Source organism: Pseudoclavibacter sp. RFBB5 (assembly GCF_002931555.1).
In the GTDB taxonomy this organism is placed as follows: domain Bacteria; phylum Actinomycetota; class Actinomycetes; order Actinomycetales; family Microbacteriaceae; genus Pseudoclavibacter.
Map to the genome: position 1 here is coordinate 69,081 of NZ_PSTZ01000001.1, position 26,388 is coordinate 95,468.

General features: G+C 67.7%; 28 protein-coding genes and 1 pseudogene. 9 read left to right on the top strand and 20 right to left on the bottom strand.

Annotated elements, in window-relative coordinates; translation table 11 throughout:
- Positions 1 to 33 precede the first annotated feature (33 nt).
- From C5B97_RS00325 to C5B97_RS00335, 3 genes are all read left to right on the top strand, one after another.
- Positions 34 to 378 (top strand): PadR family transcriptional regulator, encoded by a 345-nt coding sequence (locus C5B97_RS00325; RefSeq protein WP_104310168.1) that lies wholly within the window; start codon positions 34 to 36, stop codon positions 376 to 378.
- Positions 375 to 809: a hypothetical protein gene (locus tag C5B97_RS00330; RefSeq protein ID WP_104310169.1), complete on the top strand. Its 435-nt coding sequence runs from the start codon at positions 375 to 377 to the stop codon at positions 807 to 809. The genes C5B97_RS00325 and C5B97_RS00330 overlap by 4 nt, the downstream gene beginning before the upstream one ends.
- Before the next feature lie 76 nt (positions 810 to 885).
- Positions 886 to 1,134 carry a hypothetical protein gene (locus C5B97_RS00335; RefSeq protein ID WP_104310170.1) on the top strand — a complete coding sequence of 83 codons (249 nt, stop codon included), beginning with the start codon at positions 886 to 888 and terminating at the stop codon, positions 1,132 to 1,134.
- 33 nt (positions 1,135 to 1,167) lie between these two features.
- Here C5B97_RS00335 and C5B97_RS00340 read toward each other — a convergent pair whose 3' ends face one another.
- The 6 genes from C5B97_RS00340 to C5B97_RS00365 all read right to left on the bottom strand — a co-directional run bounded on the left by C5B97_RS00340 (position 1,168) and on the right by C5B97_RS00365 (position 4,564).
- Positions 1,168 to 1,443: a hypothetical protein gene (locus tag C5B97_RS00340; protein ID WP_104310171.1), complete on the bottom strand. Its 276-nt coding sequence runs from the start codon at positions 1,441 to 1,443 to the stop codon at positions 1,168 to 1,170.
- Positions 1,444 to 1,570: 127 nt separating this feature from the next.
- Positions 1,571 to 2,323 carry an ABC transporter gene (locus tag C5B97_RS00345; protein ID WP_104310172.1) on the bottom strand — a complete coding sequence of 251 codons (753 nt, stop codon included), beginning with the start codon at positions 2,321 to 2,323 and terminating at the stop codon, positions 1,571 to 1,573.
- The gene (locus C5B97_RS00350) at positions 2,320 to 3,240 is read right to left on the bottom strand and encodes an ABC transporter ATP-binding protein (protein WP_104310573.1); all 921 of its coding nucleotides are present in this window, start codon (positions 3,238 to 3,240) and stop codon (positions 2,320 to 2,322) included. The genes C5B97_RS00345 and C5B97_RS00350 overlap by 4 nt, the downstream gene beginning before the upstream one ends.
- The gene (locus C5B97_RS00355) at positions 3,237 to 3,464 is read right to left on the bottom strand and encodes a PLDc N-terminal domain-containing protein (RefSeq protein WP_104310173.1); all 228 of its coding nucleotides are present in this window, start codon (positions 3,462 to 3,464) and stop codon (positions 3,237 to 3,239) included. Before C5B97_RS00355 ends, C5B97_RS00350 begins: the two co-directional genes overlap by 4 nt.
- Before the next feature lie 113 nt (positions 3,465 to 3,577).
- Complete coding sequence (locus tag C5B97_RS00360; protein WP_104310174.1) at positions 3,578 to 4,117, bottom strand: helix-turn-helix domain-containing protein; 540 nt, start codon at positions 4,115 to 4,117, stop codon at positions 3,578 to 3,580.
- Positions 4,118 to 4,192: 75 nt separating this feature from the next.
- The gene (locus tag C5B97_RS00365) at positions 4,193 to 4,564 is read right to left on the bottom strand and encodes a MerR family transcriptional regulator (RefSeq protein WP_104310175.1); all 372 of its coding nucleotides are present in this window, start codon (positions 4,562 to 4,564) and stop codon (positions 4,193 to 4,195) included.
- A 159-nt stretch (positions 4,565 to 4,723) separates the two neighbouring features.
- Here C5B97_RS00365 and C5B97_RS00370 point away from each other — a divergent pair, with 159 nt between their 5' ends.
- On the top strand, positions 4,724 to 6,235 hold the full coding sequence (locus tag C5B97_RS00370) for a SulP family inorganic anion transporter (protein WP_104310176.1): 1,512 nt from the start codon (positions 4,724 to 4,726) through the stop codon (positions 6,233 to 6,235).
- Between the two features lie 16 nt (positions 6,236 to 6,251).
- On the opposite strand, the pseudogene C5B97_RS00375 reads toward C5B97_RS00370, so the two are convergent.
- A pseudogene (locus C5B97_RS00375) lies at positions 6,252 to 7,232 on the bottom strand (TrkH family potassium uptake protein).
- Positions 7,233 to 7,318: 86 nt separating this feature from the next.
- On the opposite strand from C5B97_RS00375, the gene nhaA reads away from it, so the two are divergent.
- Entirely contained in the window at positions 7,319 to 8,677 is a 1,359-nt protein-coding gene (gene nhaA / locus C5B97_RS00380) for a Na+/H+ antiporter NhaA (RefSeq protein ID WP_104310177.1), read from the top strand.
- On the opposite strand, the gene C5B97_RS00385 is transcribed toward nhaA, so the two are convergent.
- From C5B97_RS00385 to C5B97_RS00400, 4 genes are all read right to left on the bottom strand, one after another.
- The gene (locus C5B97_RS00385; RefSeq protein ID WP_104310178.1) at positions 8,668 to 9,186 is read right to left on the bottom strand and encodes a hypothetical protein; all 519 of its coding nucleotides are present in this window, start codon (positions 9,184 to 9,186) and stop codon (positions 8,668 to 8,670) included. The genes nhaA and C5B97_RS00385 overlap by 10 nt on opposite strands.
- A gap of 169 nt (positions 9,187 to 9,355) precedes the next feature.
- Complete coding sequence (locus C5B97_RS00390) at positions 9,356 to 10,183, bottom strand: PRD domain-containing protein (protein ID WP_104310179.1); 828 nt, start codon at positions 10,181 to 10,183, stop codon at positions 9,356 to 9,358.
- Between the two features lie 94 nt (positions 10,184 to 10,277).
- Positions 10,278 to 11,732, bottom strand: a complete 1,455-nt coding sequence (locus C5B97_RS00395; protein ID WP_104310180.1) for a glycoside hydrolase family 1 protein — start codon at positions 11,730 to 11,732, stop codon at positions 10,278 to 10,280.
- Entirely contained in the window at positions 11,719 to 13,620 is a 1,902-nt protein-coding gene (locus tag C5B97_RS00400; protein ID WP_104310574.1) for a beta-glucoside-specific PTS transporter subunit IIABC, read from the bottom strand. Before C5B97_RS00400 ends, C5B97_RS00395 begins: the two co-directional genes overlap by 14 nt.
- Before the next feature lie 264 nt (positions 13,621 to 13,884).
- On the opposite strand from C5B97_RS00400, the gene C5B97_RS00405 reads away from it, so the two are divergent.
- The gene (locus tag C5B97_RS00405; RefSeq protein ID WP_104310181.1) at positions 13,885 to 15,063 is read left to right on the top strand and encodes an MFS transporter; all 1,179 of its coding nucleotides are present in this window, start codon (positions 13,885 to 13,887) and stop codon (positions 15,061 to 15,063) included.
- Between the two features lie 104 nt (positions 15,064 to 15,167).
- Here the strand turns inward: C5B97_RS00405 and C5B97_RS00410 are convergent, their stop codons facing one another.
- Both C5B97_RS00410 and C5B97_RS00415 read right to left on the bottom strand, forming a co-directional pair.
- On the bottom strand, positions 15,168 to 15,662 hold the full coding sequence (locus tag C5B97_RS00410) for a GAF domain-containing protein (protein WP_181026836.1): 495 nt from the start codon (positions 15,660 to 15,662) through the stop codon (positions 15,168 to 15,170).
- 205 nt (positions 15,663 to 15,867) lie between these two features.
- A complete protein-coding gene (locus C5B97_RS00415) occupies positions 15,868 to 16,785 on the bottom strand; it encodes an AEC family transporter (RefSeq protein WP_219819738.1) in 918 nt (305 codons plus the stop codon).
- Positions 16,786 to 16,822: 37 nt separating this feature from the next.
- Here C5B97_RS00415 and C5B97_RS00420 point away from each other — a divergent pair, with 37 nt between their 5' ends.
- Positions 16,823 to 17,344, top strand: a complete 522-nt coding sequence (locus C5B97_RS00420; protein WP_104310184.1) for a CGNR zinc finger domain-containing protein — start codon at positions 16,823 to 16,825, stop codon at positions 17,342 to 17,344.
- Positions 17,345 to 17,389: 45 nt separating this feature from the next.
- Here the strand turns inward: C5B97_RS00420 and C5B97_RS00425 are convergent, their stop codons facing one another.
- Positions 17,390 to 17,722: a helix-turn-helix domain-containing protein gene (locus C5B97_RS00425; protein WP_104310575.1), complete on the bottom strand. Its 333-nt coding sequence runs from the start codon at positions 17,720 to 17,722 to the stop codon at positions 17,390 to 17,392.
- 64 nt (positions 17,723 to 17,786) lie between these two features.
- On the opposite strand from C5B97_RS00425, the gene C5B97_RS00430 reads away from it, so the two are divergent.
- Together C5B97_RS00430 and C5B97_RS00435 are read left to right on the top strand one after the other, a co-directional pair.
- A complete protein-coding gene (locus tag C5B97_RS00430; RefSeq protein ID WP_104310185.1) occupies positions 17,787 to 18,623 on the top strand; it encodes an NAD(P)H-binding protein in 837 nt (278 codons plus the stop codon).
- Positions 18,624 to 18,761: 138 nt separating this feature from the next.
- Positions 18,762 to 21,290 (top strand): ATP-binding cassette domain-containing protein, encoded by a 2,529-nt coding sequence (locus tag C5B97_RS00435; protein WP_104310186.1) that lies wholly within the window; start codon positions 18,762 to 18,764, stop codon positions 21,288 to 21,290.
- Positions 21,291 to 21,488: 198 nt separating this feature from the next.
- On the opposite strand, the gene C5B97_RS00445 is transcribed toward C5B97_RS00435, so the two are convergent.
- The 6 genes from C5B97_RS00445 to C5B97_RS00470 form a co-directional block, all read right to left on the bottom strand.
- Entirely contained in the window at positions 21,489 to 22,337 is an 849-nt protein-coding gene (locus C5B97_RS00445) for an oxidoreductase (RefSeq protein WP_211892201.1), read from the bottom strand.
- Between the two features lie 27 nt (positions 22,338 to 22,364).
- The gene (locus C5B97_RS00450; RefSeq protein WP_104310188.1) at positions 22,365 to 22,991 is read right to left on the bottom strand and encodes an NAD(P)-dependent oxidoreductase; all 627 of its coding nucleotides are present in this window, start codon (positions 22,989 to 22,991) and stop codon (positions 22,365 to 22,367) included.
- A gap of 173 nt (positions 22,992 to 23,164) precedes the next feature.
- On the bottom strand, positions 23,165 to 23,731 hold the full coding sequence (locus C5B97_RS00455) for a TetR/AcrR family transcriptional regulator (protein ID WP_104310189.1): 567 nt from the start codon (positions 23,729 to 23,731) through the stop codon (positions 23,165 to 23,167).
- 190 nt (positions 23,732 to 23,921) lie between these two features.
- On the bottom strand, positions 23,922 to 24,944 hold the full coding sequence (locus tag C5B97_RS00460; RefSeq protein ID WP_104310190.1) for a nitronate monooxygenase: 1,023 nt from the start codon (positions 24,942 to 24,944) through the stop codon (positions 23,922 to 23,924).
- 18 nt (positions 24,945 to 24,962) lie between these two features.
- Complete coding sequence (locus C5B97_RS00465) at positions 24,963 to 25,598, bottom strand: Type 1 glutamine amidotransferase-like domain-containing protein (RefSeq protein WP_104310191.1); 636 nt, start codon at positions 25,596 to 25,598, stop codon at positions 24,963 to 24,965.
- Positions 25,599 to 25,662: 64 nt separating this feature from the next.
- On the bottom strand, positions 25,663 to 26,385 hold the full coding sequence (locus tag C5B97_RS00470; RefSeq protein WP_258067810.1) for an amino acid permease: 723 nt from the start codon (positions 26,383 to 26,385) through the stop codon (positions 25,663 to 25,665).
- Positions 26,386 to 26,388: the final 3 nt, after the last annotated feature.

Consider the following 26,388-nt stretch of genomic DNA (forward strand, 5'->3'; position numbering starts at 1 on the left):
CGAATGCGCACTAGTCCGTGCAATGATCTAGTCATGACTTCGACTGACTGGCCGGGCGAGTGGGTGCGAGCTGCCCTGCCCGGAGCGGTGCTCGCACTCGTGAGCGAAGAGGACGCCTACGGGTACCTCATCGCGCAGCGACTCGCGGCGGCAGGGTTCGGGACGATCAAGGGCAGCACCCTGTATCCGCTGCTGGCTCGCCTCGAGCAGGACGGTGTCCTCGCCTCGACGTGGCAGGACGGTTCCGGGGGGCCGGGTCGCAAGTACTACTCGGTCACCGATGCGGGCCAGCACCGGCTCCAGGAGCACCGAAGCTTCTGGCAGGACTTCACGGCGACGACGACGGCGGTTCTCGCCGAGAAGAGGAACACGAGATGAGCAGCGGACAGCTGGACGACTACGGTGATCAACTGACCGACGAGCTCGAACTTCGCGACGTCCCGATCGATGCCATCGAGCGCATCGTTCGCGAGGTGCGGAGTCACACGGCGGAATCCGGGGAGGACCCGCTGGATTCGTTCGGGACACCTCAGCAGTACGCGGACCATTTCGCGCCTCGGACCTGGACGCGCAGGGCTCTCTGGTGGATCGTCGCGCTCGCGGGACTGCTGGGGGCGGGAGCAGGCTTTCTCATCCTCAGCGGGATCTTCGGTCTGCTCGATTCCTCGGCTCAGCTGTGGGGGCTGCCTCCTGGCGTCCGCCTCGGGGGCGGGGTGCTGTGCCTGGCGGGGTTCGTCGGTTTGCTGGTCTGGATGGCGGTGGGATCGCGCCGCCGCTCCGCGACGTGGCGGGTGCAGGAGTCGACCTGACGCCGCTTCGGCGAGCGACTCTGCTCTCCGGGTGCAGACTCACATTCGGTTCGGGTGAGAGTGCGAGACTGCCGCCATGACTGAGCAGACTCCCCACCACGTGACACTCGATCTGACCGATGAGGGACGCCACGCGGTCCTCATCGCCGCTCTTCAGGAGTACGCCGACGCCGCCCTCGACAGCGTTGAGCGCGACGAGAGCACGACTGCCGAGCGCGATCACTTCCAGATCATTGCGACCACCGCTCAAGGGCTCGTCGACGAGATCATGGCTGCTGGCGGACATGCTGTTCCGGTCGCGGCCCCGGATCTGTCATCGAGCTGACTCCACGGTCGCCCTACCGGCGACGACCTCCGATCACAGCTCAGGGACACCTGAGTCGTAGCCGGTCTCGCGCTCGCGGGCTTCTCGGTCGTCATTCTCCAACTCCTGCTGGCGTCGCTCCTTGCGGCCGCTGGAGTAGCTGGAGAATCCGACAATCGTGACGCACACTCCGGTGGCCACGTTCAGCCAGCTGGCGTTGCCCGTCGCCAGGAGCACTGCCGAGACGATCGTGAACGCCGCGCCCGTTATGAACAGGACCAGCCCGAAGGTTCCGGCGTTCCGCTTGCTCTCATTGCGCATGGACTGCATGGACGGCACTGTAGCGGCCTACGATCCGCCGCCGTAGGTTATGGCACTCTCGCGCAGGAGCTGACCCGCCGCATCCTCCGCGAGTTCGAGAAGTGCCGCCTCGTGCCAGCGTCGTGACGCTGTCCCGTCACGCGTCGCGACGAAGCGCCTGGCGTCTCGCGATGCTCCCCGCAGCCAGAACGCAACCGACGGTCAGGGCACCTGCTGCGAGGAGCGGGGGTGCAGTGAGGTCTGTCTGCGCGAGGAGCGAGGTTGGAGACCAAGCCGCCACTGCATCCACCTGGCTCAGGAGAGGGAGAGCCAGCAGGAGGACTGCGGAGATCGCGAGGGCTGCGGCGGTTCGGCGGATCGCCGTCATGATCAGATAGCCGACGCTCATGGACATCACCAGGTACACGGTGGATGCGGCCCAGGTCGTGCTGATGAACGTCGCGGTCAGGGGCCCGATCGCGGCCACGCTGACGATGCCCGCGCATGCCAGGCCGAGGGTGTAGCTCGCGACCGCTGCCAGGCAGTCCACGCCGAGGCGGGGCACGGTGAGCGCAGTGATCGTTCTCACGCGGGTGCGGTAGAAGATCGACGAGCCGGCTCTTGTGTCCCAGGTCAGCGACGTGACCGCGGTGGCGACGGACAGGATGAGGCCGAGTTGCATCGCGCTCTGGTTGTAGAGGGCGATCCCGTCGGCGGGCGTCGCGGCAGCGGCGGTCATGCTGATCTGCTCGGCACTCGCTGCTGCGTCGAAGATCTCCTGCATGTGGGTTGCGAGAACGGGCGCCGAGAGGCCGAAGAACGTGAAGGCCACGATCATGCCGAGCAGGAGCCCTGTCCGCAGGAGTCGGAGGCTCTCCACACGAGCGGATGTGCGGATGACACGTGTCATGGGTGGGGGTCTCCGATGAGCCGAGCGAATGCGGCGTCGAGGTCTCGATCCTCGAGTGTGACTTCGACGAGCGGGGCGGGCAGCGCGGCGATCAGCCGAGGGAGCTCTGTGTCCGCCTGCTCGAAGCTCGAGAAGCGCACCTGACAGATCGCGTCACTAGTGAAGCGGATGCGCGCCTCCGGGAACTGTGCGCGGAGCATGTGCTCGGACGTGCGTGCCCCTTCCGGGGTGAGCTGTGTGTTGAGTCGGATGTTCCAGATGGGGTCCGCAGCGCGTGTGAGGAGCTGTGACGTCGTTCCGGACGAGATCAGGCGCCCCTCGTTCATGACCACGACGTGGTCGGCGAGCTGTTCCACTTCGCTGAGGAGGTGGCTGGAGAGGAGGATGCACCTGTGCTGTCGTTGCTCCTCGAGCACAGCTCGGATGTCTGCTCGGCCGATCGGGTCGAGCGCGCTGTTGGGTTCGTCGAGGATGAGCACGTCGGGATCCAGGACCAGCGCGGCTGCCAGCCCGAGGCGTTGCAGCATGCCTCTCGAGAAGTTCGCGACACCGCGGTCCTCGACCTTCCGCAGCCCGCAGAGGGCGAGCGCTTCTCGTGGTGCGATGCGGCTGGGGGTGCCGCCGCACATCGCGGTGGAGTTCTCGACAACCTCGCGCGCGGTGAGCCAGGACTCGAACTCGGGAACGTCGGGGCAGTACGCCGTCCGTGCGCCGGGCTGGGACACGACGTGTCCGGAGTCGGCTGATGCGAGCCCCGCGATGATGGTGAAGAGGACGGTCTTGCCTGCTCCGTTCGGTCCGATGACGGCGGTGATGCCCCGATTCGCGGCCTCGAACGTGATGTCACGGATGCCGGTGTCGTTGGCGAAGGTGCGCGTGACTCGGTCGACCCGGAGCGCGGTGTCGCTGGCGCTCACCACAGGTCGCTGTCGTGCAAGGGGGCTGCCGGGGCTCGGCCGAGGATGAGGTAGGCGATGGCGCCGAACGGGATCGCGGCGATCGTGATCACGGCCCAGGCCATCTTGGGCAGGTATCGCACCTCGGGGCGTCGGGCGAGATCGACGAGGCACCAAGCGACGAGCACGAGGACGAGGACGAGAACAGGGAGGAGCGGGGCCAGCAGGTCGAAGTTGCCATTCATGGGGTGTCCATCCGGTGGAGTGGGGTCAGGTGCCGAGGAAGCGAGTGCTTCGGAAGTCGTGCGGTGTCAGCTGGGCCGCGAGGCGACCGGCCGCCCAAGCGCCGCGGAGGGCGTCAGGCGCCGTCCATCTCGGGGCGGGGGAGCGCGATCGTCGTCAGCGCGCGGCGACGGCGGCCTTCGCCGGAAGGGTTCGCCATGACCGTGCCCAGCGCTTCCATGACGGAGGCGAAGAAGGCATCGAGTTCCTCATCGGTCGCCCAGAAGTCCGCCTGTGCGAAGCTCACGCGGTCGCGGACGAGATCGCGCGTCTCGCCGTCTACGTAGGTCCCGAAGTCGCGGATCAACCCGGAGACGAAGACCGTGAACACGGTCATCAGCTCCTCGGATGTGAGCGACAGCAGTTCCTTCGAGCTCGGGTTCGCCAGATTCGCCCCGACACGGTAGGAGCGCTCACTTGCGCCGCGCACGCGCCGTTCGCCCGCGACCTCGATGAGCTCGTGCTCGAGCAGGTGCTTGATGTGGCGGTACAGGGTCGCGATCGGCACGTCGCCGAGTCGTTCGTGCAGTTCGTGCGAGGTCAGCTCGTCACTCGCGAGCAACGACTGGACGATGCGAAGCCGGATCGGGTGCAGGAGGGGAGACGAAGAGACCATGAACAGACTGTATCAGTATTGATATTGATACTGATACAGGTGCGAGCGGCTCTGTGGCGACTCCAGGGGGCGGGGTCAGTTGAGGGTGGCGAGGCGCGCGACGAACTCGTCGGCAGCGGCTACCTGTTTGCGGAGCTTCGCCTGGCGTTCAAGCGCTTCAGTGCGAATCTCATCCAGTCGGGCCTGGTTTTCGGTGTTCTCCGGATGCGCCTCGAGCTCGTCGACGACGTCGAGCAGCTCTCGCATCTGCTCCAGGCTGTAGCCGAGCGGCTTCATCCGCCGGATGAGCAGCAGGCGCTCCTCGTCCTCTGCGGTGTACAGGCGGAACCCGCCGTCGGTGCGAGCAGACGGCACGAGGAGCCCGATCTCGTCGTAATGGCGCAGCGATCGAATGGACATGCCGGTGCGGTCGGCGAGCTTGCCGATCTGCATCGTCTCCTCGGCCATGCGGGCACTCCTCTTGGCTTAACTCTCACGTTACGGTAGGTTTGCGTGAGGTTGCGGTTCTCCGCGATCCTCTCACTCTTTCCGAGACGCCTCAGGCTCTCGTGGTGCGCAACGGCGCGTGCTCCCTCGTCCTATTCCTGCACCCACCGAGGAGCTCCCGTGACCACCGTCACCCCTACTTCCGACCCATCAGCCCGCTACCGCATCGAGCCGACCGTGCTGCAGGCGTTGCGCAGCCCCCGCATCCTGACTCGCGAGGTGCTCGCTGGTCTGGTCGTGGCGATCGCGCTCATCCCCGAAGCCATCGCGTTCTCGATCATCGCCGGCGTCGATCCACGGGTCGGCCTCTTCTCGTCGTTCGTGATGGCCGTCGCCATCGCGTTCCTCGGTGGTCGACCCGCGATGATCACGGCTGCAACAGGCGCCATCGCGCTTGTCATCGCGCCCGTCGCCCGCGACTACGGCATGGACTACTTCATCGCCACCGTCATCCTCGGCGGCCTCATCCAGATCGTCCTCGCCCTGCTCGGAGTCGCGAAGCTCATGCGCTTCATCCCGCGCAGCGTCATGGTCGGGTTCGTGAACGCCCTCGCCATCCTCATCTTCATCTCGCAGGTGCCGCAGCTGCTCGGCGTGCCCTGGCTCGTCTACCCGCTCGTGGTCGCAGGCCTCCTCATCATGTACCTGCTGCCGCGGCTCACGAAGGTCGTGCCGGCGCCGCTGGTCGCGATCGTGCTCCTGACCGGCGCCGCCGTGGCCTTCGGCCTGAACGTGCCCACCGTCGGCGATCAGGGAGAGCTGCCGCGCAGCCTGCCCGAGCTGTTCATCCCGAACGTGCCACTCAGCCTGGAAACGCTGCAGATTATCGCCCCGTTCGCCATCGCGATGGCCGTGGTGGGCATCCTCGAGTCGCTCATGACCGCGAAGCTCGTCGATGAGATCACCGACACCCACTCCCGCAAGACCCGCGAGACCTGGGCGCAGGGCGTCGCCAACATGCTCTCCGGCATCTTCGGCGGCATGGGCGGATGCGCGATGATCGGCCAGACCATGATCAACGTGAAAGCATCCGGCGCTCGCACCCGAATCTCGACGTTCCTCGCCGGCGTCTTCCTGCTGGTTCTCGTCCTCGCGCTCGGAGACGTGGTCGCGGTCATCCCCATGGCAGCCCTCGTCGCCGTGATGATCGTCGTCTCCATCGCGACCTTCGACTGGCACAGCATCACCCCCGCCATGCTGAAGCGCATGCCCAAGAGCGAACTCGCAGTCATGCTCATCACCGTCATCGCGACCGTCTGGACCCACAACCTCGCCATCGGCGTCGTCCTCGGCGTCCTCGTCGCCATGGTCCTCTTCGCCCGCCGCGTCGCGCACTTCACCAACGTCACCCGTCGCATCGACGGCGACACCGCCCACTACGACGTGGAGGGAGAGCTGTTCTTCGCCTCCAGCAACGACCTCACCACGCAGTTCGAGTACACGTCAGACCCGGACCGCATCGTCATCGACATGGCCCGCTCGCACATCTGGGATGCCTCCACCGTCGCCGCGCTCGATGCCATCGTCACGAAGTATGAGGCCCACGGCAAGCGCGTGCACATCGTGGGCATGAACGACGCGACCGCCGCCTTCCACCAACGGCTCAGCGGCGGAGTGGCGTCGAGCCACTGACCCCGTGGCCGCGCGGCTACCCGATGACCGGGCGCTCCTCCGGCAACGTGTAGACGACGTTGCGCTGACGCACGGCGAGCGCCGTCGCGAGCGCGATCGGGCCGACTCGACCCATGAGCATGAGCGCGGAGAGCACGTACTTGCCGAAGGGGTTGAGCTCCTCGGAGAGGCCGATGGAGAGCCCGCAGGTCGCGAACGCCGAGATGACCTCGAAGAGCGCACGGTCGAGCCCCACCGGATTCGTGAGCATCATCATCGACGTGGAGACGAGCACGAGCGTGGCCCCGAGGAAGGTGACGCTGATCGCGAGACGCTGCGTGCCGACCGGGATGCGGCGGCCCGCCACGTTCACGTGCTTGGTGCCTCGGGCTTCGGCGACGATCGCGAGGAACAGGACGGCGAGAGTCGTGACCTTGATGCCGCCGGCGGTCGAGGCGGACCCGCCGCCCACGAACATGAGCGCATCCGTGAACAGCCAGGCCGTCGGCGACGACATGGCGGGGTCGACGATCGAGAAGCCGCCGGAGCGCATCATGACCGACGCGAAGAGCCCGTGGAAGATGCTGTCCGGTACCGAGCGCTCGCCGATGGTGGCGGGGTTGTTCCACTCTGCGACGCACCAGCCGACGGCGCCGAGAGCGAAGAGGATGAGCGTCGTCGCCAACGTGAGCTTCGTGTGCAGCGTCTACTGCTTCCGCACCCAACGCGCTCGAATCAGGTTGAGGAAGACGGGGAAGCCGAGGCTGCCGACGAACACGCCGACCATGATCGGGATGAGGATCGCGAAGTTCCCGTCGAAGGTGGCGAGCCCCTCCGCATGCAGGGCGAAGCCGGCGTTGCCAAACGCGGACACCGCGTAGAACAACCCGTGCCAGAGGCCGAGGCCGAACGACCCCTCGGTTGCGGTGAATGCCAGCACGAGCACCACCATGAGGGCGGCCTCGATCGTGAACGTGGTCAGCAGCACCAGGCCGAGCCGTCGCGTCACGCGATGCATCAGGTTCACGACGGTAAACTGTGCCGCGGTGTGTCGGGAAGCCTGGTCGACGATGTCCTGTCGTAGAACCCGTCTGGAGCACCACCGTGTCCGAAACGCCGTCCCCGACCACCGAGCAGACCCCGGTCGCCGTTCCCGCTCGAGGAAGCTACCGCGAATCCCGCCGCATCGGCGACATCCTCCGCAAGGAGACCGTCGGGGGAGTGCTCCTCGCCGTCATGGCCCTCGTCGCCGTCGTGTGGGCCAACTCGCCCGCCGCTGACAGCTACTTCGCGCTGCGCGACTTCCGCATCGGGTACGAGCCCTGGCACCTGGAGCTGAGCCTGGGCGCCTGGGCGGCCGACGGCCTGCTGGCGATCTTCTTCTTCATGGTCGGTCTCGAGCTCAAGCGCGAGTTCGTCTCCGGGGACCTGCGCAGCTTCCGGACGGCCGCAGTGCCGATCGCGGCAGCTGTCGGCGGCGTCGCGGCGCCAGCGGGCATCTACGCGCTCGTCGTCGCGCGTTCCCCTGAGCTGCTCGGCGGCTGGGCCATCCCCACCGCAACCGACATCGCCTTCGCGGTCGCCGTCCTCGCGCTCATCGGCTCGCACCTGCCGAGCCCGCTCCGCATCTTCCTCCTCACGCTGGCCGTCGTGGATGACCTGCTCGCGATCAGCATCATCGCGATCTTCTACACGGACACCATCGACCTCGTGCCGCTGCTGGTCGCCCTGGGCGTCATCGCCGTGTACGGATTCATCGCGCAGCGCTACCGGAGCCTCTTCGACCGCCACGCGTTCGCCGCCTGGCTCGTGCTGCTGCCCATCGGCGTCGTCGCCTGGGCGTTCCTGCACGCCTCCGGCATCCACGCCACCATCGCAGGAGTCCTGCTGGCCTTCACCATCCCCGTCCTGCAGGGGAAGGGGTCGGAGGCACCCGACCGTGCGGGGCTGGCCGAGGAGTTCGAGCATCGCTTCCGTCCGATCTCGGCGGGCATCGCCGTCCCGATCTTCGCGTTCTTCTCCGCGGGTGTCGCCGTGGGAGGTGCCGACGGCCTTCTGTCCGCGCTCACCGACCCGGTCACGATCGGCGTCGTCGCAGCGCTCGTGCTCGGCAAGCCCATCGGGATCGTCAGCACGACGTGGCTCGTCACCCGGTCGAAGCGCTTCACGCTCGACCCGCAGCTGCGGTGGATCGACATCACGGGGGTGGCGCTGCTGGCGGGAATCGGCTTCACCGTCTCCCTCTTGATCGCCGAGCTCAGTTTCCCGGCCGGGTCCGCCGAACAGGATCACGCGAAGGTCGCGATCCTGCTCGCTTCCGTCATCGCCGCCGCCGCGGCAGCGGTCATCCTGAGCGCGCGGAACCGCAAGTACCGGCGGCTGCGCGAGGCGGAGCGCGTCGACGCGGATGGCGACGGCATCCCGGACGTGTTCCAGACGGCTACGGAGCAGGTTCAGAAGTAGTCGCTCATCGCGGCCGCCGCGATGCTGCGCTCTTCCACATCCGACCATCGCAGCGCACTGTCGGACGCTGTTCCGGCGGGGCGCTGGATGTGCGCGGCGAGCCGGCGGCTCAGCCCTTCGGGCGACTCGCAGCCGGTGACGTCGAGCAGGACCACGTCGACGGATTCGCCGAGCTCGCGCTCCAATGACGCGTGCACGCGCATCGCCAGGCCGGCGGCCGCCGAGTCGAGCCGGCGGTTCGTCGCATCCGCCGCATACACCACGATGAAGTGCGCGAACTGCCCGTAGCGGCGCGCTTCGACGACCGCATCCTTCAGAACCGACTTCAGCTGTCGACGTGCGGTCTGCGGTGCCGACGACGTTCGGAGGTCGATGGCCACCACGAACGCTCGCGCGCTCATGGTGCGGGATGCGGGCCGTTCGGCTCGGCAGTCGACCACTCCGGTCGAGGCGGCGAACGCCTGCAGGTGGGGAATCTGGTCGCCGAAGAGGAGCGAGGGGCGGGGCATAGGTGGGGTCCGTTCTGCTGCGAAACGATCGTTCGATCGCTGCCGACCAGACTTCCCGGCGCACCAAGCCCGCAAGGGCAGGAAGCCAACACTAGTCCGAGTCCGGCGAGAACGGGGGAGCATCGGCGGAGGGCCCGCGGGGCGCTCGCCCTGCCCGCCCCCGGAGGCATCACTCAGGGGACGCGCGGGCGATGTGCACCGCGAGGAAGGCCACTTCCTCGTCGGGCAGCTCGACCCCGTGCGCTTCGCGGATGAACGTCCGAACCCGCTCCGCGGTGGCGATGGCGCGCGGGGCGCGATCGCTGAGGTTCCTGAACAGGAAGTCGTCGCCGGCGAGCAGCTGGCCGGCGAAGAACCGTTCGGCGAAGAACTGCAGGTGCGTCAGGAAGCGGGATGCGTGGAGGTCTTTGCGTGAGACGCGCACCGCCGACGTCATGGTCACGATGCTGGTGACCTTCGCGACGAGATCGACGACCCGCATGGAGTCGACCCCGGGCTTCCCTGTGTCGGCGTTGACGAGGTGGAAGGCCACATTGGCCGCTTCCTCCTCGCCGAGTCGCACTCCGAGCCGCCGCTCGACATGTTCGAGGGCGCTCACGCCGACCGCGTGATGGTCCGGGTAGACCGTTCGCACTTCCCACGCGAGCCTGTTGGTGAGCGTCAATCCCTGTCGGTGTCGCTCCACGGCGAAGTGCAGGTGGTCGGTGAGGGTGAGGTACACGTGTGGATCGAGGGTCAGTCCCGCCCGAGCCGCATCTGCGGCGATCTCCCTCGTCAGCTCCACGTACTCGGCCGGTATCTGCGCGAGCAGCTCGACGAGGTTCCGGTGGTCCGCATCCGGGAGCGAGATGAACTCCTGGTCGGTGATGGCCGGTGAGACCTCGTCGCCCGGCTTCTGCCCGTACCCGATCCCCTTGCCCAGGAGGACACGCTCGACGCCGCGGTCGTCGACGACGAGGACCACACTGGAGTTGAGGACTTTCTTGATGGCGGGCACGGGGGTCTCCTTTGACGCCGCTAGTAGTTTCTGCTCTCGAGCTGAGAGGGCTGAGCTGAGCCGTGCTGCGCTCAGCTCAGCTCAGCCGATCGGCTCAGTTGAGATTCGAGCCGTTGGACTCGATGACCTGTCGGTACCAGTGGAACGAGTCCTTGCGTCGGCGCTCCAAGGTGCCGTTGCCGAGGTCGTCCAGGTCCACGTGGATGAAGCCGTACCGCTTGCTCATCTGCGACGTCGACGAGCTTACGAGGTCGATCGGGCCCCAACTCGTGTACCCCATCAGGTCCACGCCCTCGTCGACGGCCTGGATCATCTGCTCGAAGTGCGCTCGGAAGTACTCGACGCGGTAGTCGTCGCGGATGCGGCCATCCGCATCCACCGTGTCGCGCATCCCGAGCCCGTTCTCGACGATGAAGAGCGGCTTGCGGTAGCGGTCGTAGAGGTCGAGCAGTGAGATGCGCAGCCCGATGGGGTCGATCTGCCACCCCCACTCGGAAGAACCCAGGTAGGGGTTCTTCACGCCGAGCACCGTGTTGCCCGGAGTGCGCTCTGCATCGGGATCGACGGATTCGGTCATCGACATGTAGTAGCTGAACGAGACGAAGTCCGCGGTGTTCTCGCGGAGGAGCTCGGCATCACCCTCCTCGAACGGAACCGTGACGCCCATCTCTGCGAGCTGGCGCAGCACGATCGGCGAGTACGAACCGCCGGCCTGCACGTCCGAGCACATGTAGAGGAGGCGCTCCTTGGCGCGCGTCGCTGCGACATCGTCGGGGTGGCAGGTGCGGGGATAGGTGGTGAGCATCGTGATCATGCACCCCATCTGGGCGTCCGGGTGCAGCTCCCGCAGCAGGCGGGTGACCGAGGCCCCGGCGACGAACTGGTGGTGCAGCGCCGTGTAGCAGGCCTGCGTGATCGAGGTCTCCGTCACTGTCTCCTCGATGATCCCACCGGAGGTGAAGGGGTGGCGCTCCATGCCGTCGATCTCGTTGAAGGAGATCCACATCTTCACGAGGTGCCCGAACTTCTCGAAGCAGGTGCGGGCGAAGCGCTCGAACAGGCCGATGGTGGCTCGATCGAGCCAGCCGTTGCGCGTCACGGCCAGTTCGAGGGGGGCATCGAAGTGCGAGAGGGTGACGAGCGGCTGGATGCCGAGGCGCTGCATCTCCTCGAACAGGTCCAGGTAGTAGGCGACGCCGGCTTCGTTGGGTTCCAGCTCCTCGCCGGTCGGGTAGAGGCGCGACCAGAGGATCGAGACACGGAGGACGGAGAAGCCCATCTCGGCGAACAGTGCGAGGTCTTCCCGGTAGCGGTGCACGAAGTCGATGCCTCGCCGCTTTGGGAAGTACGTGGGGTCGGGGTCGGCTTTGGCTTCAGCGATGCTCTCCAGCGTGACCGCATGGAGTGCCGCGAAGTCGTCGTTGTCGGCGTTCGGGTGCCGGCGGAGCACGTCGGTGACGACCCAGCCTCGCCCGTCTTCTCCCCAGCCGCCTTCGGCTTGGTTCGCGGCGAGTGCGCCGCCCCAGAGGAAGGTGTCAGACAGTGCCATTTGCGGTCTCCTTGATGGTGGTGAGTTCGATGAGCTGTGCTGCACGCTCGGTGTGCTGACCCGTCGTGAATCGCACGTCTCGTCCTGCTGAGTTCACGACGACGACGGGTGTGATGGTGTCGAGTCCGGCTGCCCTGATCGCGTCGAGGTCGGCGTCGATGACGGGCTGTCCCGCTTCGACGCGGTCGCCCTGCGCGACGTGCGTCGTGAAGGGTGCACCGTCGAGCGCGACGGTGTCCATGCCCACGTGGACGAGGACTTCGACGCCGTCGTCGGTGCGGATGCCGATGGCGTGCCGTGAGTCCAGCATGGAGGTGACGGTTCCCGTGACGGGTGCCACGACGCGTCCGTCGGCGGGGCGTATCGCGACGCCTTCTCCGAGGACGCCGGATGAGAAGACCCCGTCCTCGAGGGATGAGAGCTCGACGACCTCGCCCTTCATGGGGGCCACGATGGCGAGCGACACCGTGTCGTCCGCTGCGTCCAGCGGCTGGCTCTCGGCTTGGCCGAGCACTCGCAGGGTGCCGGAGTCCGAGTCCTTCCAGAGGACCACCCCGACCACGAAGGAGACGACGAGCCCGATGACGAGACCGATCAGCGCGTGGATGAGGTTCCACGGGTCGAGCGAGTCGATGAACATGGAGATGCTGGCCAGGCCGGGGCTGACGATCGCGAACGTGTCGACGAACGTGATGCCGAGGTAGGCGCCGGAGGTGATGGCGCCGGCGAGGACGGCGATGAGGGCTCGACGGTTCTGCAGCGTCACGCCGTAGAGGGCGGGCTCGGTGACGCCGAACAGCGCTGAGAAGCCAGCTGAGACGGCGATCGCCCGGAGCCCCTGGTTGCGGGTGCGGAGAGCCACGGCGAAGCTCGCCCCCGCCTCGGAGATGTTGTGGGCGAGCGACGCGGTCAGGTAGAAGCTCTCCTTGCCGTAGGTCGCCATCGTCGTGATCGTCGGGGGCAGCAGCGGCTTGTGCATGCCGACCGAGATGAGGAACGGCAGGATGGCGGCGAGGAGCGCGACGGCGATCCACCCGAAGGTGTTGTGGAAGTTGAAGAGGAGGCCGGCGAAGAGGTCGCCGATCTCGAAGCCGAGCGGGCCGATGAGGAAGACGGTCGCGGGGGCCACGACGAGGTAGCACATCAGGGGCACGAAGAACGTTCGGATGGGCGGCCAGGAGAACTTCGTGAAGAAGCGCTCGGTGCCCCAGAGCAGCAGCACGGCGAGGATTGCGGGGAACACCTGCGAGTTGTAGTTGACGACGGGGACGGGGATCCCGAACAGCGCTGTGCCGCCTTCCTGGGTCACGAGGGCCGTGAAGGCGGGGAAGAGCAGGAGCGCCACCGTGCCGAGCGCCACCGGGCGGTTGACGTCGAGCTTCTTGGCCGTGGTGTAGGCGACGAGGAGCGGCAGGAAGGCGAACACCGCGTCGGGGACGGCGGAGATGAGCGCGTACGAGTCCGTCTCGCGGTCGATCCAGCCAAGGGCCGCTGCCAGGACGAGCAGCGACTTGAAGATGCCGGCGCCCGCGATCGCGGGGATGATGGGCACGAAGACGCTGACGACGAAGTCCAGCACCTTCGAGCCGACCCGCTTGACGGTCCACGGGGTTCGGGTCTTCTCGGCTGCGGTGGCGGTCGGTGACCCTGAGCGGAGCTTCTCGACCGCTCGGTAGTACTCGAGAACTCGTCCTCCCACGATGACCTGCGTCTGCGGGCCTCGGACGACGCCGAGCACGCCCGGGATGGACTTGAGTGCCGACTCGTCGACGGTGCTGTCGTCGGCGAGGGTAAACCTCAGACGGGTCGAGCAGTGCTGCAGGGCAGACACGTTGCTGCTCCCGCCGACGTGCTCGAGGATCTCGGCTGCCTCTGAGCTGATGTTCATGTTGTGCTCCTCCATTGGAACTCCGGGGGACCGCATCCGGGCAACAAAAAAGGACCCGACCGTTAGCTCTGAAGAGCAACAATCGGATCCTGCCTGCATGACCAGTCACATGTCCGTTGCATGAACATACACGGATCCCGGATCGGTGTCCACCGTCGGTTCGGAGGTACACTCGGCCTCAGCAGGGTGCGTGCGTGGCACCTTCACGCCAGGTGACCTACGGGGCCTTCGCGATCCGATCGGAGAGCGACGACTGGAGTCCCCTTGACGAATCCCAGCACCAGGGAGCGTGCCCTGGCGGCGCTTGCGGCTCTCGCATTCGGCTTCGTGATCGCGGGTGCCAACAGCATCAACCCGCTGCTTCCGATGCTCCGGGTCGAGGTTCCGCTGGGCCCGCTCGGAGTCTCGCTGACATTCGTGGCCTACGTGTCCGCGGCGGTCCTGACCCTCTTGGTGGTCGGCTTCTCCCGCGTGCGCGTGTCACCGGGTGCGGCCGTGGTCGTGGCGCTGCTGGTCGCGGCCTGCGCGAATGCGCTTCTGGCGTCGCCCGTGGACTGGCAGATCCTCGCGGGGCGGGCTGCAACAGGTATCGCGGTCGGGCTCGCCACCGGTGGCGCGGCAGGTCTGGTCGTCGAGGCGCTGCAGGGGCGCGGGCGGGGCTTGGCCGCTACGGGGAACCTCGTCGGCGCGGTCGTCGGCACTGCCATCGCGCAGGGCGTGGCGGCGGTCGAGAGCACCGCCGGCGTGACGCTCATGTACGTCACGGGTGCCGGAGTCTCGCTGCTGCTCGCCGTTGCGCTTCTCCTCCTGCTCCGGGCACGGGCGGGGGCACGGGTGCCGCAGGGTGAACCGCCGAGGAGCACGACCGATGCCGCGCCATCTCATCGACTGACGCGCGCAGACGTGGGGACGATCCTGCGTGCCGCCATCGTGTGGACAGGGCTCAGCGCCGGTGTCGTGTACGCGCCGACGATCTTCGCTGACGCCGCCATGCCAGCGGCGCAGTTCGCGGGAAGTGTCACGATGCTCGTGGCCGCGGCCATCGCCCAGCTCGGGAGCGCGCCCCTCGGGCGCTTGTTTCCCAGGGCGAGCGGTCACCTCGCCTTCGCCGTCGGCGCTGCGCTGGCGGTGACATCGGTGCTGACCACGAGCAATGCGCTTGCCTTCATCGCGCTGGCGCTCGTCGGCGGGGGAGGGGCCGTGGCGTACCGGACGTCGCTCGTGCACCTGACGCGGGGAGCTGCGCCAAAGCTGCAGAGCGTGCTCGCATCGAAGTTCGCCGTCGCCACCTATGCCGCGTCGGCCTCAGCAGTGCTCACGATCGGGCTGCTCGGCGGTGTGCTGCCGACGGAGATCGTGCTTGCCGCGTTCGCGACGCTCCTGAGCCTCGCCGCGCTTCTCATGCACTGGCGTGCGCCGAGGCTCCGGGACCTGTCCGGGTGAGTCCGCACCGAGCTGGCGGGCGAGTTCTGCAGCAGCTCGTGCACCGTGCCCGCCTGCCCGATATCACTGGCCAGGAGAATGCCGACTGCCGCGTGCGTCGTGACTCACGGGCGCTCCTCGATGCGACGAGATCTCCAACGGGCCTCCTTCGGCGCGTCGGCGGCGGAGGCCAGGGACAGGCGAAGAACCTGCTTCGCGAGCAGGTCTGCGAGCACGACCGCCTGACGCACCTGCATCGGGGTGAACCCTGCTGGCGTGCTCGCGTACATGTCCACCGCCCCGATCGGCGTGGGCCCGACGAACATCGGGAACGCGAACAGCGCACCGACCTGCTCTCGCGAGACCGCATCCTTGAACGCCGACCACCGGTGTGCAGGGAGCGCCGTCACGTTCTCGGTCAGCACCGGCTTCCTCGTCGCGAGCGCGTCCCAGCATGGCCCCTCACGGAGGTCGAGCTGGATCTCGTCGATCCGAGCCGCCACCTCGTTCGAGGCCGACAACGTCGCGCTGCCGAGGACGTCGCCCATGGTGGACACTGATGCGCCCGTCACTCGGAACGTCTGCAGGAACAGGTCAGCGGTGCAGTCCAGGGAGTCCACTGGCGCCGCCAATGTCTCCAATGCCCGTTCGAAGCGCTCTCGTCGCATGGAGGGACCTCCTCGGCTCCACAACCCTGGTCCCGCCCGAGCGTAGGGCGGCTGGGCGTCGGGATGCACCCGGTAGCCAGGGATCTCGAAGAGTGGTAGGAACCGGCAGCGCGGGACCGACGGAGCTCGAACCGGTCGAGGAACTCGCTCTCGAGCTCTACTGCGCCAGTCGCCCCGCCCAGTCGAGCATCAGCGGCATCGATGCGGTCGACAGCAGCGTCTGCACGCCGATGATGGTCGCCATGAGTCGCGTGTCACCGCCGAGCTTCGCGGAGAGGATGGCGGCGGACGGGGCGGTGGGGACGGCCGTCAGGATGACGACGGCGTGGAGCGTCAGCTCGTCAGCGCCGAGCGCGATAGTCAGGGCGGCCGCGGCGAGCGGCAGCGCGGCGAGCTTGATGAGGGTCGGGACGGTCACCTCGATGAGGTCGCGCCTCCTCCAGGCGAAGCTGATGCTGGCACCGGCGATGAGGGTGCCGCAGAGCAGGGCCGATGATGCTGCGAGGTCGAGGGTGCTCGCGATCGCTGTCGGCAGCGCGATGCCCGTGATGCTCAACCCCAGGCCGGCGAGGCAGCTGAGGATGAGCGGGTTCGTGGCGATCTCCCGGAGGAGCTTCGGCCGCGGGGCGTCGTCGTCGTGGGCACCGTACAGGGTGAGCGTCGAGACGCAGAGGAGATTGACGACCGGCACCGAGATGGCGCAGGCGATCGCGAACGTGGCGATTCCGAGCTCGCCGTGCAGGGCGCTGATGAAGACCAGGCCGATATAGGTGTTGATGCGGATCGCCCCCTGCACCATGGAGCCGAGTGCGGGGCCGGTCGACCTCAGCAGGGGCCTCGACGCGATGAGTACGCCCGTGGCGGTGATGATCGGAACCGTCGTCGTCAGCAGGAGCGGACCGATGTCGATGGCTCCGAGGTCGGCGTTCCCGATCGAGGTGACGAACAGCGCGGGACCGAGCACGTAGTACGTGAGGCGTTCGAGGCCGCTCCAGAACTGGCCGGACCTCAGCATGGTGCGCCGCAGGACCGCACCGCCGATGAGCGTCAGCAGCACGGGCACGATCGCAGTCATGATGATTCCCACGCCCCCACCGTGGTGCAATAGGTCAATGCAGTTCAACCATGACAACATGACGGGTGCGCTGCTCGCCGCCGAGCTCGTCAACGCCGAGGCCAGCAATGGTCCAGAAGCACGCGTCGGTGCGGCGCTCGAGCTGCACGGGATCCGCGGTCGAGCTGCACTGTCCACATTCGTCGATGGCGTGCTCGAGTGGGCTCGACTGCTCCGTCGGGTCTTCGAGGGCCAGGATGCGCGGACGCGCTGCGACGAGGTCAACGCGCTTCTCGCGCTCGGGGCCAGCAAGGGCGTCTACCTGAGCACGCACGACGGTCTCGACCCTCACCTGCACTTCGCCCCGGACAGCGACGACCTCCTGGCCAGGGTCCGGGCCGTCACAGTGGGTGGTCTGGCGATCTTCCTGACCGAATCGCGCGGCAGCCGTCTCGGCGTCTGCTCCCGGCGCCGTTGCGAGCAGGTGTTCGTCGACGTCGGCAGGAACGCGACTCGTCGGTACTGCTCGACGCGGTGCGGGAACAACGACGCCGTCGACCGCTACCGTCAGCGCGGCTGACGACCGGCGCATCCGCCGGAGGGGGCGACGAAAGCCCCGACGGGCTCAGTCGGTGTCGACGACCTCGGGCACCGACAGCGCCCATGCGTTCATCGCGTCGAGCACGGTCCTCAGCTGCTCGCCCACTTCGGTGAGCTCGTAGACGACTCGCGGTGGAATCTCCGGGTAGGCCGTCCGGGTGACGAGCCCGCTCGCCTCGAAGCGCCGCAGTCGGTTCGTGAGCGTGTGCGCGCTGATGCCAGGGAGGCGGTCTTTGATCTCCGTGAATCGGAGGGGGCCGTGGAGCAGCTCCCGCACGATCAAGGTGGCCCAGGGGCCTTCGAGGAGGATGAGGAAGCGTGCCACACCGCACTCTGGGAGATCGTCGCATCGAGACATGGGTTCGAGCATAGGCCTTTAGTGCAGTTGACGTAACCGATGCATCGTATGCACTAATAGACGCATGACCTATCTGATCCACGGCGCCACTGGCGCCCAGGGTGCCCCCGTCGCCGCAGCTCTCGCCGCTGCCGGCCTCGACGTCACCGCCGCTGTCCGCACGCCGAGCACCTATGAGGGGCCGGGAACGGCCGTGGCCGTCGACTTCACCGACACCGCCTCGCTGACCAGCGCCTACCGCGACGTCGACGGGGTCTTCGTCCACCTGCCCATCGGGTCGCCTGCACAGCAGCTCGCGGCGGCCACCGCCGTGGCCGACGCCGCGGAGGCATCCCGTCCCGCCCGAGTCGTGGTCTCCACGAGCGGATACACGCTCGAGGACCCGGAGAGCGCGCTCGCGGTGCTGGTGCGCAGGCTCGACGAGGCTGGGATCTCCACCGCCGTCGTGCAGCCCCGCCTGTACCTCGAGAACCTCCTGCTGCCGTTCGTCGCGGGACCGGCGAAGGAGCGCGGCGTGCTCAGCTACCCCATACGGGAGGACTACGCGGTCTCCTGGAGCTCTCACCTCGATGTCGCGGACGTCGTCGTCGGCCTCATGCGAGACAGCTCGATCACCGGGATCGTCGGTGTCGGCGCCTTGCCGGGTCTGCTCGGCAAGGACCTCGCGGCGAGCTTCGAAGCACGCCTCGGGAAGCCCGTCAGCTTCGAGAGCCGCGACCCGGACGACTTCGGGACGGACCTCGCCAGGCTCATCGGCCCGGGGGCGGCGCCCGTCGTCGACTCCTACAAGTGGCGAGCCACGCAGCCCGACGAGGTCATCGACGAGGCGACGAGCGCGCAGCAGCGCCTCGGCATCAGCCCCCGCTCTGTGACCGACTGGCTCGGGCAGATGGGCGTCTGACCGAGGGCGTCCGTCACGCGAGCGAAGCCGGGAGCCTTCGAGCTCGGCTCCCCTGCTTCGCTCGTGGACGAGGGGCAACCGCGCGTGTGTCCATCGACCGCCGCCTACTGTGTGGTCGAGAAGACCCGGGAGGTCGCAATGGAGAGCCGCACGCAGCCGACTTCCATCAAGGTGCGAGGTGCACGGGTCCATAACCTGAAGAACGTCGACGTGGACGTCCCGCTCGGTCGCCTCGTGGCGATAGCGGGAGTGTCCGGGTCGGGGAAGTCGTCGCTGGCGCTCGGTGTCCTGTACGCGGAGGGCTCGCGGCGCTACGTCGAGGCGCTCTCGACGTACACGCGGCGACGCATGACCCACGCGACCCGGGCGACGGTGGACTCCGTTCAGCATGTCCCTGCTGCGCTGGCGCTCCGTCAGCGCCCAGGCATCCCTGGAGTGCGATCGACCTTCGGCACGTCGACGGAGCTGCTGAACGTGCTCCGCGTGATGTTCTCGCGCCTCGGGTCCCATCTGTGTCCGAACGGGCATCGGATCGCGCCGACGATCGATGTCGCTGCGAACAAGGATCTCGTCTGCCCCGAGTGCGGCGTGAGCTTCTCCCCGCCGGGCGCGGAGTCGCTCGCATTCAACTCGGACGGCGCCTGTGCCGAGTGCAGCGGTACCGGATTCGTGCGCGACGTGGATGACGATGCGCTTGTCCCCGACCCGTCGAAGACGATCGCAGATGGAGCGGTGGCTCCGTGGGGGATGTTCGGCCTTGCCGTGATGCCCCAGGTCGCCGCGGAGCTCGGGGTCCGCATCGACGTGCCCTACCGCGAGCTGACCGACCAGGAACGGCTCATCGTCATGGACGGGGCTCCGGTCAAGCGCGAGATCAGAGTGCCGTCCCGATCCGGCAAGCTCTTCGACCTGAACTTCACCTATCGGAACGCGCGGCAGGCGGTTCGCGAGGCGATCGACAATGCGAGCAGCGAAGCGGGGATCGCCCGTGTGAACCGCTTCATCACGACGCATCAGTGCACGGTCTGCCACGGAACTCGACTCTCGGAGCAGGCGCTCGGCAGCGAGGTCTGTGGCATCGATCTCGCGCAGGCGGCGAGGAAGGACCTCGAGGCGATCCTCGCGTGGGTGGCGGCGGTCCCGGAGTCGATGGATGACACCCTGCAGCCGATGGCGGCGCTCATCGCCGGGCAGTTCGCCGAGATGGGGCAGCGGCTGCTGCAACTCGGGTTGGGGTATCTGACGCTCGACCGAGCGAGCTCGACGCTCTCCACCGGAGAGCGCCAGCGAGTCCAGCTGGCGCGAGCCGTGCGCAACGAGACGACCGGCGTGCTCTACGTCCTCGACGAGCCTTCGATCGGACTGCATCCGGCGAACATCGACGGCCTGATCGGGGTGATGCACGACCTCCTCGCCGACGGCAACTCCGTCGTGCTCGTCGACCACGACGTGCAGGTGCTCCGCGAGGCGGACTGGCTGATCGAGATCGGCCCAGGGTCCGGCGGGGCGGGAGGCACCGTGCTCGCGGAGGGAACCGTCCCCGAGATCGGCGCCCACCCGGCATCGCTGATCGGAGAGTTCCTGGATGGGCGAGCTGAGACCATCACCAGGGTGCGGAGCGACGCGGCGGGCGTCTTCACGCAGGGCACCGTGCGACTCGAGACCTCGGCGGTGCACACCGTGCACCCGCTGCAGGTCAGCATCCCGAAGGGGCGTCTCACCGCGGTGACCGGCATGTCGGGGTCCGGGAAGACGACGCTCGTCCTCGAGAGCCTGGTGCCGGCGATCGCCGCGGCCCGTCAGGGCACGGTGCCGCCGAGTCACGTGCGAAGGCTGGACCCTGCGGGCCTCAACGAAGCCAACGTCGTCGACGCGTCTCCCATCGGCACGAACGTCCGTTCGACCGTGGCGACGTACAGCGGGGTCCTGGATGATCTGCGTCGACTGTTCGCGGCGACTCCTGAATCACGTGAGCGCGGGCTCAAGGCGGGTGACTTCTCGTACAACACGGGCTCGCTCCGTTGCCCGCGATGCGAGGGCACCGGTCAGGTGGTGCTGGATGTGCAGTTCCTGCCGGACGTCGACATCCCCTGTCCCGACTGCGGGGGCAGCCGGTACCGGCCTGACGCGCAGGCGATCCGGATCGCCACGGAGGGAGGTGAGCGCAGCATGCCGGACCTGCTCTCGGCCTCGGTCTCGGACGCCGCCGAGATGCTCGCAGGCCTTCCCAGACTCGCGAGGAAGCTGCGGACCCTGGTCGAACTCGGTCTCGGCTACCTGACGCTGGGCGAGGACACCCCTGCGCTGTCGGGGGGTGAAGCGCAGCGCCTCAAGCTCGCCACCGATCTCGGGCGCAAGCACGACGGCAGCCTATTCATCCTCGACGAGCCGTCCGTCGGCCTGCATCCCCTCGATACGAGAGTGCTGCTCGACGTCATCGATCGGCTCCTGGCGACCGGTGCCACGGTGATCATCATCGAGCACGACCTCGACATGATCGCTAATGCCGACTACGTCATCGACATGGGGCCGGGTGGCGGCACCGCGGGAGGCCGCGTCGTCGCGACCGGCACGCCGGAGGAAGTGTCGATCAGCCCCGAGAGCGTGACCGGGCGATACCTGGCCCCGATGCTCCGCGACGTGCGGCACAAGCCGTCGCGCTCCTAGCGCGGGCGTGCGAGCAACGAGTGGGCGCGCGGTGGGCACCCTCTCGCTCCTGCGCGCTACGTCTTCGACGAGCTGCGCTACCGCCGATACGAGTTGAAGTGCGACAGTCTCAACACCCCGTCCCGCCGCACAGCCGAGCGCCTCCGCTTCGTGTTCGAGGGCGCGTTCCGGTAGCCGTCGCGGGGGTGGGGCCGATGCTCACGCGAGGTCGGCGAGGTCCTCCGCAGTGAGAGTGATGGCGTCTGCGGCCATGTTCTCCGCGAGGTGAGCGGGTGACCCGGTCCCGGGGATCGCGAGGGTGACCGGTGAGCGCGCGAGAAGCCAGGCGAGGGCGATCTGTGCGGTGGTCGCCTCGTGGCGGGCTGCGACGGTGGTGAGCCGGTCATCCGTGATGTCGGAGAAGCCGCCACCGAGCGGGAAGAAGGGGACGAAGGCGATCCCGACCTCCTCGCAGGCGGCGAGCACCTCGAGGTCGTCGCGTTGCGTGGCGACGAAGTGGTTCTGGACCGCCGCGACCGGGGCCACAGTTAGCGCCTCGTGCAGGTGCGCCGTCCCGGCGTTGCTCAGCCCGAGGTGTCGGATCAACCCCTCGTCGCGCATCGCGGCGAGCGCCTCGAAGCGAGCTGCGGCCGATTCCTCGGGTGCGCCGAGTCGCAGGTAGACCAGGTCGAGGCGCTCGAGGCCCAGGTTCTCGAGGTTGGTCTCGACCATCTGCCGCAAGGCGCTCGGGTCGGTTGTCATCTCCACGCCACCCCCTGGTGTCCGCTGGGGGCCCACCTTCGTGGCGATGACCAGGTCATCGCGGTACGGGTGCAGCGCCTCGCGGATGAGGGTGTTCGCGCTGAGTGCGCCGTCATCGCTGACATAGAAGTCGGCGGTGTCGATGTGGTCGACACCCGCCGCGATGGCCTGGCGCAGGACCTCGCGGCTGGTCTCGGCATCGCGGGCGGGGCCGCTGAAGCCGTTCGCGGCCAGACGCATGGCGCCGTAGCCGAGGCGACGGATCGGCAGGTCTCCGCCGAGAAGGAAGGTGTTCTGGTTGCTCACGTGGTGGCTCCTGTTCAGGGGGGGTGGTCAGTCGGTGATGATGGCGTCGCGGCGGATCCATTCAGGACCGGCAGCCGCGCTGTGCAGGAAATGGGCGACGTCTTCACGACTGATCGTCGGGGCGCCCTTCATGGGGACGTGCTCGCCGGACCGGTAGGTTCCCTTGCCGGGCTTGTGGGTCAGCGTCGTGGGATAGACGAGTGTCAGGTCGAGATCACTGGCGCGCAGCAGACGCTCTGAGGCTGTCTTGTCGGCGTAGACGGAACGCAGGAAGGTGCTGTACATGATCTTCTGGACGGGCGTCGAGGAGGGATAGGTGTCACCGGCGCCGAACGAGGACAGCCACACGACCCGAGTGGTGCCGGTCTGCTCCGCTGCTGAGACCAGCGCGGCGGCGGCCCGTGAGAACAGGTCGGTCGGCCCCATGGACCGACCCCGGCCGAGGGTCGAGATGACCACATCCTGGCCGATCATCGCCGTCGCGAGATCCGCGGGTGCGGTCGGGTCGCCTCCGAGGACCGTGATCTGGCTCGAGAGGTCGGCGAGCGCTTCCGGGCGACGCACCAGGGCGGTGACGCTGTCTCCCGCGCGTTGCGCGCGCTCGAGGACGAGGCGTCCTGTGGGTCCGGTGGCACCGATTACGAGCACCTTCATGGGAGGCTCCCTGTCTGCTGGCTCAGTTCCGACTGAACGCCGGCACACTGAAGCGGACATCTGTCCGCTTGAGACGACCGTAGCGGACAGTTGTCCGTTTATCAAGGCGTGGGCATGGCGGGCACTCGTGATGCTCGCCTCGGAACCTGCGACAGGGAATGCGCCCGGGGTGATCAGGCTGGCGCTCGGAGCCCTGCCATGACCAGGTCGAGAAGTCGGGAAGCCTGGCTCTGCCAGTCACCGGAGGGATCGATCTGCCAGATGCCCGCGATGGCCAGGAGAAAGTCGCCGGTGGTGATGTCGGCGCGTATTTTGCCGGCATCGCGATTGGCGACCAGCAGCGACTCGACCGCGTCGCGCACCATCACGTAGGCGGGATTCGCGTCCATAGCGGGCCTCCCCGCCTGATCGAAGGCCTCGGCAAGGCCGGACTTGACCATCGCGAAAGCTGCCAGACGGTTCATCCACTCACGGAGGGCGTCATCGGGCGCGAGCTCCTGAAGGAGCGTCGAGGCGCTGGTCACGACCTGCTGGACCTCGCGCTGGTAGACCTCGAGCACCAGGGACTCCCTGTTCGGGAAGTTCCGATAGAACGTGCCCTGACCGACGCCGGCCCGCTTCGCGATGACGCTCAGCGCCACATCCGGATCCCTGGTCAGCTCTGCAGTGGCGGCCTCGAGCACCTTCTCGCGGTTGCGCTGCGCGTCGGAGCGCTGGGGGGTCGTGCCAGTCGACGTCATGGTCAATCTCCTTCAGCGAACCGGATCCGAGCTGCTGCGTTGTCCTGCGAGCGTAACGGACGCCTGTCCGCATGGCGCCTTCGCAGCTTGCGGTCCAGATGCGCTCGATGCCCTGGGGCGGTGGGCGTCTCCCGGACCGGGGACTTCTCCTCAGCTGACCGGCCCGGCCCCGTGGCACCGTGGCACCGTCTCAAGGCTCCAGGGCATCCAGGATCGCGACGACCGGGCCTTCCTCGGCGTCGCGCCACCCTTGTCCTGCCCAGAGGTTGACGAGCGTGCTGTCACCCGCGGCCGTCGCGTTCGCCCGCATCGCGCGGGTCAGATGGTGGAGAGCTGGATACCCGACGGGCGCATCCGCGTGGCTTTCGACGAAGGCGTTCACGAGCGCTCGTGCGGGGCGGCCGGTGAAGGCACGCGTAAGGATCGTCTCGGTGTAGCGGTCATCCGCGAGTGCTGCCTTGTGCGTTGCGGATGCTCCGCTCTCGTCGGAGAGAAGCACCGCGGTTCCGACCGCGGCCAGGTCTGCGCCCGCGTCGAGCACTTCGCGTACCTGGTCGCGACGAGTGATACCACCCGATGCGATCAGCGGCAGGTCCGTGACCGTCCGGACGCGCTCGACGAGCGTCGTGAGCGGGACGTTCTCCGGGAAGGTGTCCGCATCCCAGACGCCGCTGTGACCGCCGGCGTCGTATCCCTGAACGGTAAGAGCATCGGCGCCGGCTGCTGCAGCCCGTCGCGCCTCGTCGACGGACGTCACCGTCTGGACCGTGAGGACCCCAGCCGTCTTCAGCCTCCGGAACACGTCCGGTGAGGGGAGCCCGAACGTGAAGCTCACCACCGGGGTTCGACTGCGGATGACAGCATCCAGCTTCTCCGCCCATTCGTCGTCGTCTTCCAGCCTGGGCGCCATGGTCGCGGTTTCATCGTGCGTGGACGCGTGCTGCCGGATGCGCTCCCAGTACGCGGCGTACCCCGCTTCGTCGATGGGGTGGGGGTTGGGAACGAAGAGATTGACGCCGAACACCTGCACACCGGCCTCCGTCACCTCAGCGATCTGCGTCTCCAAGGCCGCCGCTGTCTTGTACCCGCCAGCGAGCTGCGCGAAGTGTCCTGCTCTTGCGGCCGCGATGACGAGGGCGGGAGAGCTCGGACCGCCAGCCATGGGCGCGACGGCGATGCGCTTGAACGTGTCCAGGGGCGAGGGGAGGGGCATTGTCGAACCTTTCCGTGATCACCCTGTGCAGGGTGACTCGATCACTTTCGCACCAGTTCCAGTGGCGACGAGCGCCTGGTCATCGGCGAGGGGGAGCAACGGGTAGTCGGGGCCATAGGCGTCCAGGGTTCTGCGGATCAGCTCCGGTGGGTAGGGCGGCAGCTGCCCGTCCGCGTGTGGGACGACCGTCTGCTCCACCAAGCCGAGGCCGGCGAGATCCGTGAGCGTCGGCCCATCCGCAGGATCATCCATCAGCGACGCAGGCGTGACGTCGGGACCCGCGATGATTGACCCGGCGCTGGAGCCGACGTAGGGGAGCCCCGCTCGCACGAACCTGACCAGGGGCTCGTCGCAGCCGGAAACGCGCAGCCCCTCGAGGAGCGCGAAGGTGCTCCCACTGGCCACGTACACCGCATCCAGCCCTTCCAGCACGCGCTCGAACTCGGTCGGGTCCAAGTCGCGAACGGTGATCCCGACGATCTCATGGCCGAGCTTCGCCACCGAATCGCGTTCCGCTCGCACGAACGGAGCCTCCGCGAACGCCGCCTGAGCGTCGTCGATGTAGCCGAGGCGGAGCGGAGCTGCCCCACCAGTCGAGTCGGCGAGGAAGGGTGCCAGCGCACCCGTGCAGCGAGAAAGCAGCAGGATGTTCACGCCGGGAACGGTACCAGCCACCCCCGACAACGGCGCCGACCCGGTGTCCGCGACACGGGCCGCGCTACTCGTCCTCGTCGAGCGGATGCGCGATGGTCGGGATCGGAGCCGTCAGCGGTCGCCCTTCCCGCTGCAGCTTCCGCTTCTGCAGCTGCCAGAGCACGGTGAGGATGAGGAACCAGACGGGTGCTGCGAGGAACGGCAGGCGCGTGTCCTCGCCGTAGATGAGCGTGCCGGCAATGAACACGAAGAACGCGAGCACGAGCCAGGGGGCGACGCGTGCGAGCGGCATCTTGAACTTCGACGCGCGGTGCTTCTCGGGGTAGCGCCGCAGGTACACGATGTAGCTCACGACGATGGAGCCCCACGTAAAGAGGATGAGGGTCGCGCACATCGACGACACGAAGGTGAAGGCGGCGATGACCTCGTCGCCCGCGAAGAGCAGCGGGATGGCGGAGAAGAGGAAGACGCAGGTGAAGAAGACGGCCTTCGTCGGCACGCCCTGCCTGCTGGTCGACGCGAACGCCGCGAGGCCGAAGCCGGCGATCGCGAGCGTCGACACGAAGGGGCTCTTGCCCGGCTCGATCTTGTCCCACGGCGTGACGCTCATGATGACGATGAGGGCGCCGACGTAGAAGATGAGGATGCGTGCGACGATCGAGTTGATGGCCTTCGGCAGCGTCTTGCGGGGGTTCTCGGTCTCGGCGGCGGCAGTGCCGACGAGCTCGACCCCGATGAACGAGAAGATCCCCATCTGGAAGCCGAGCACGAACCCGCTCGCGCCCATCGG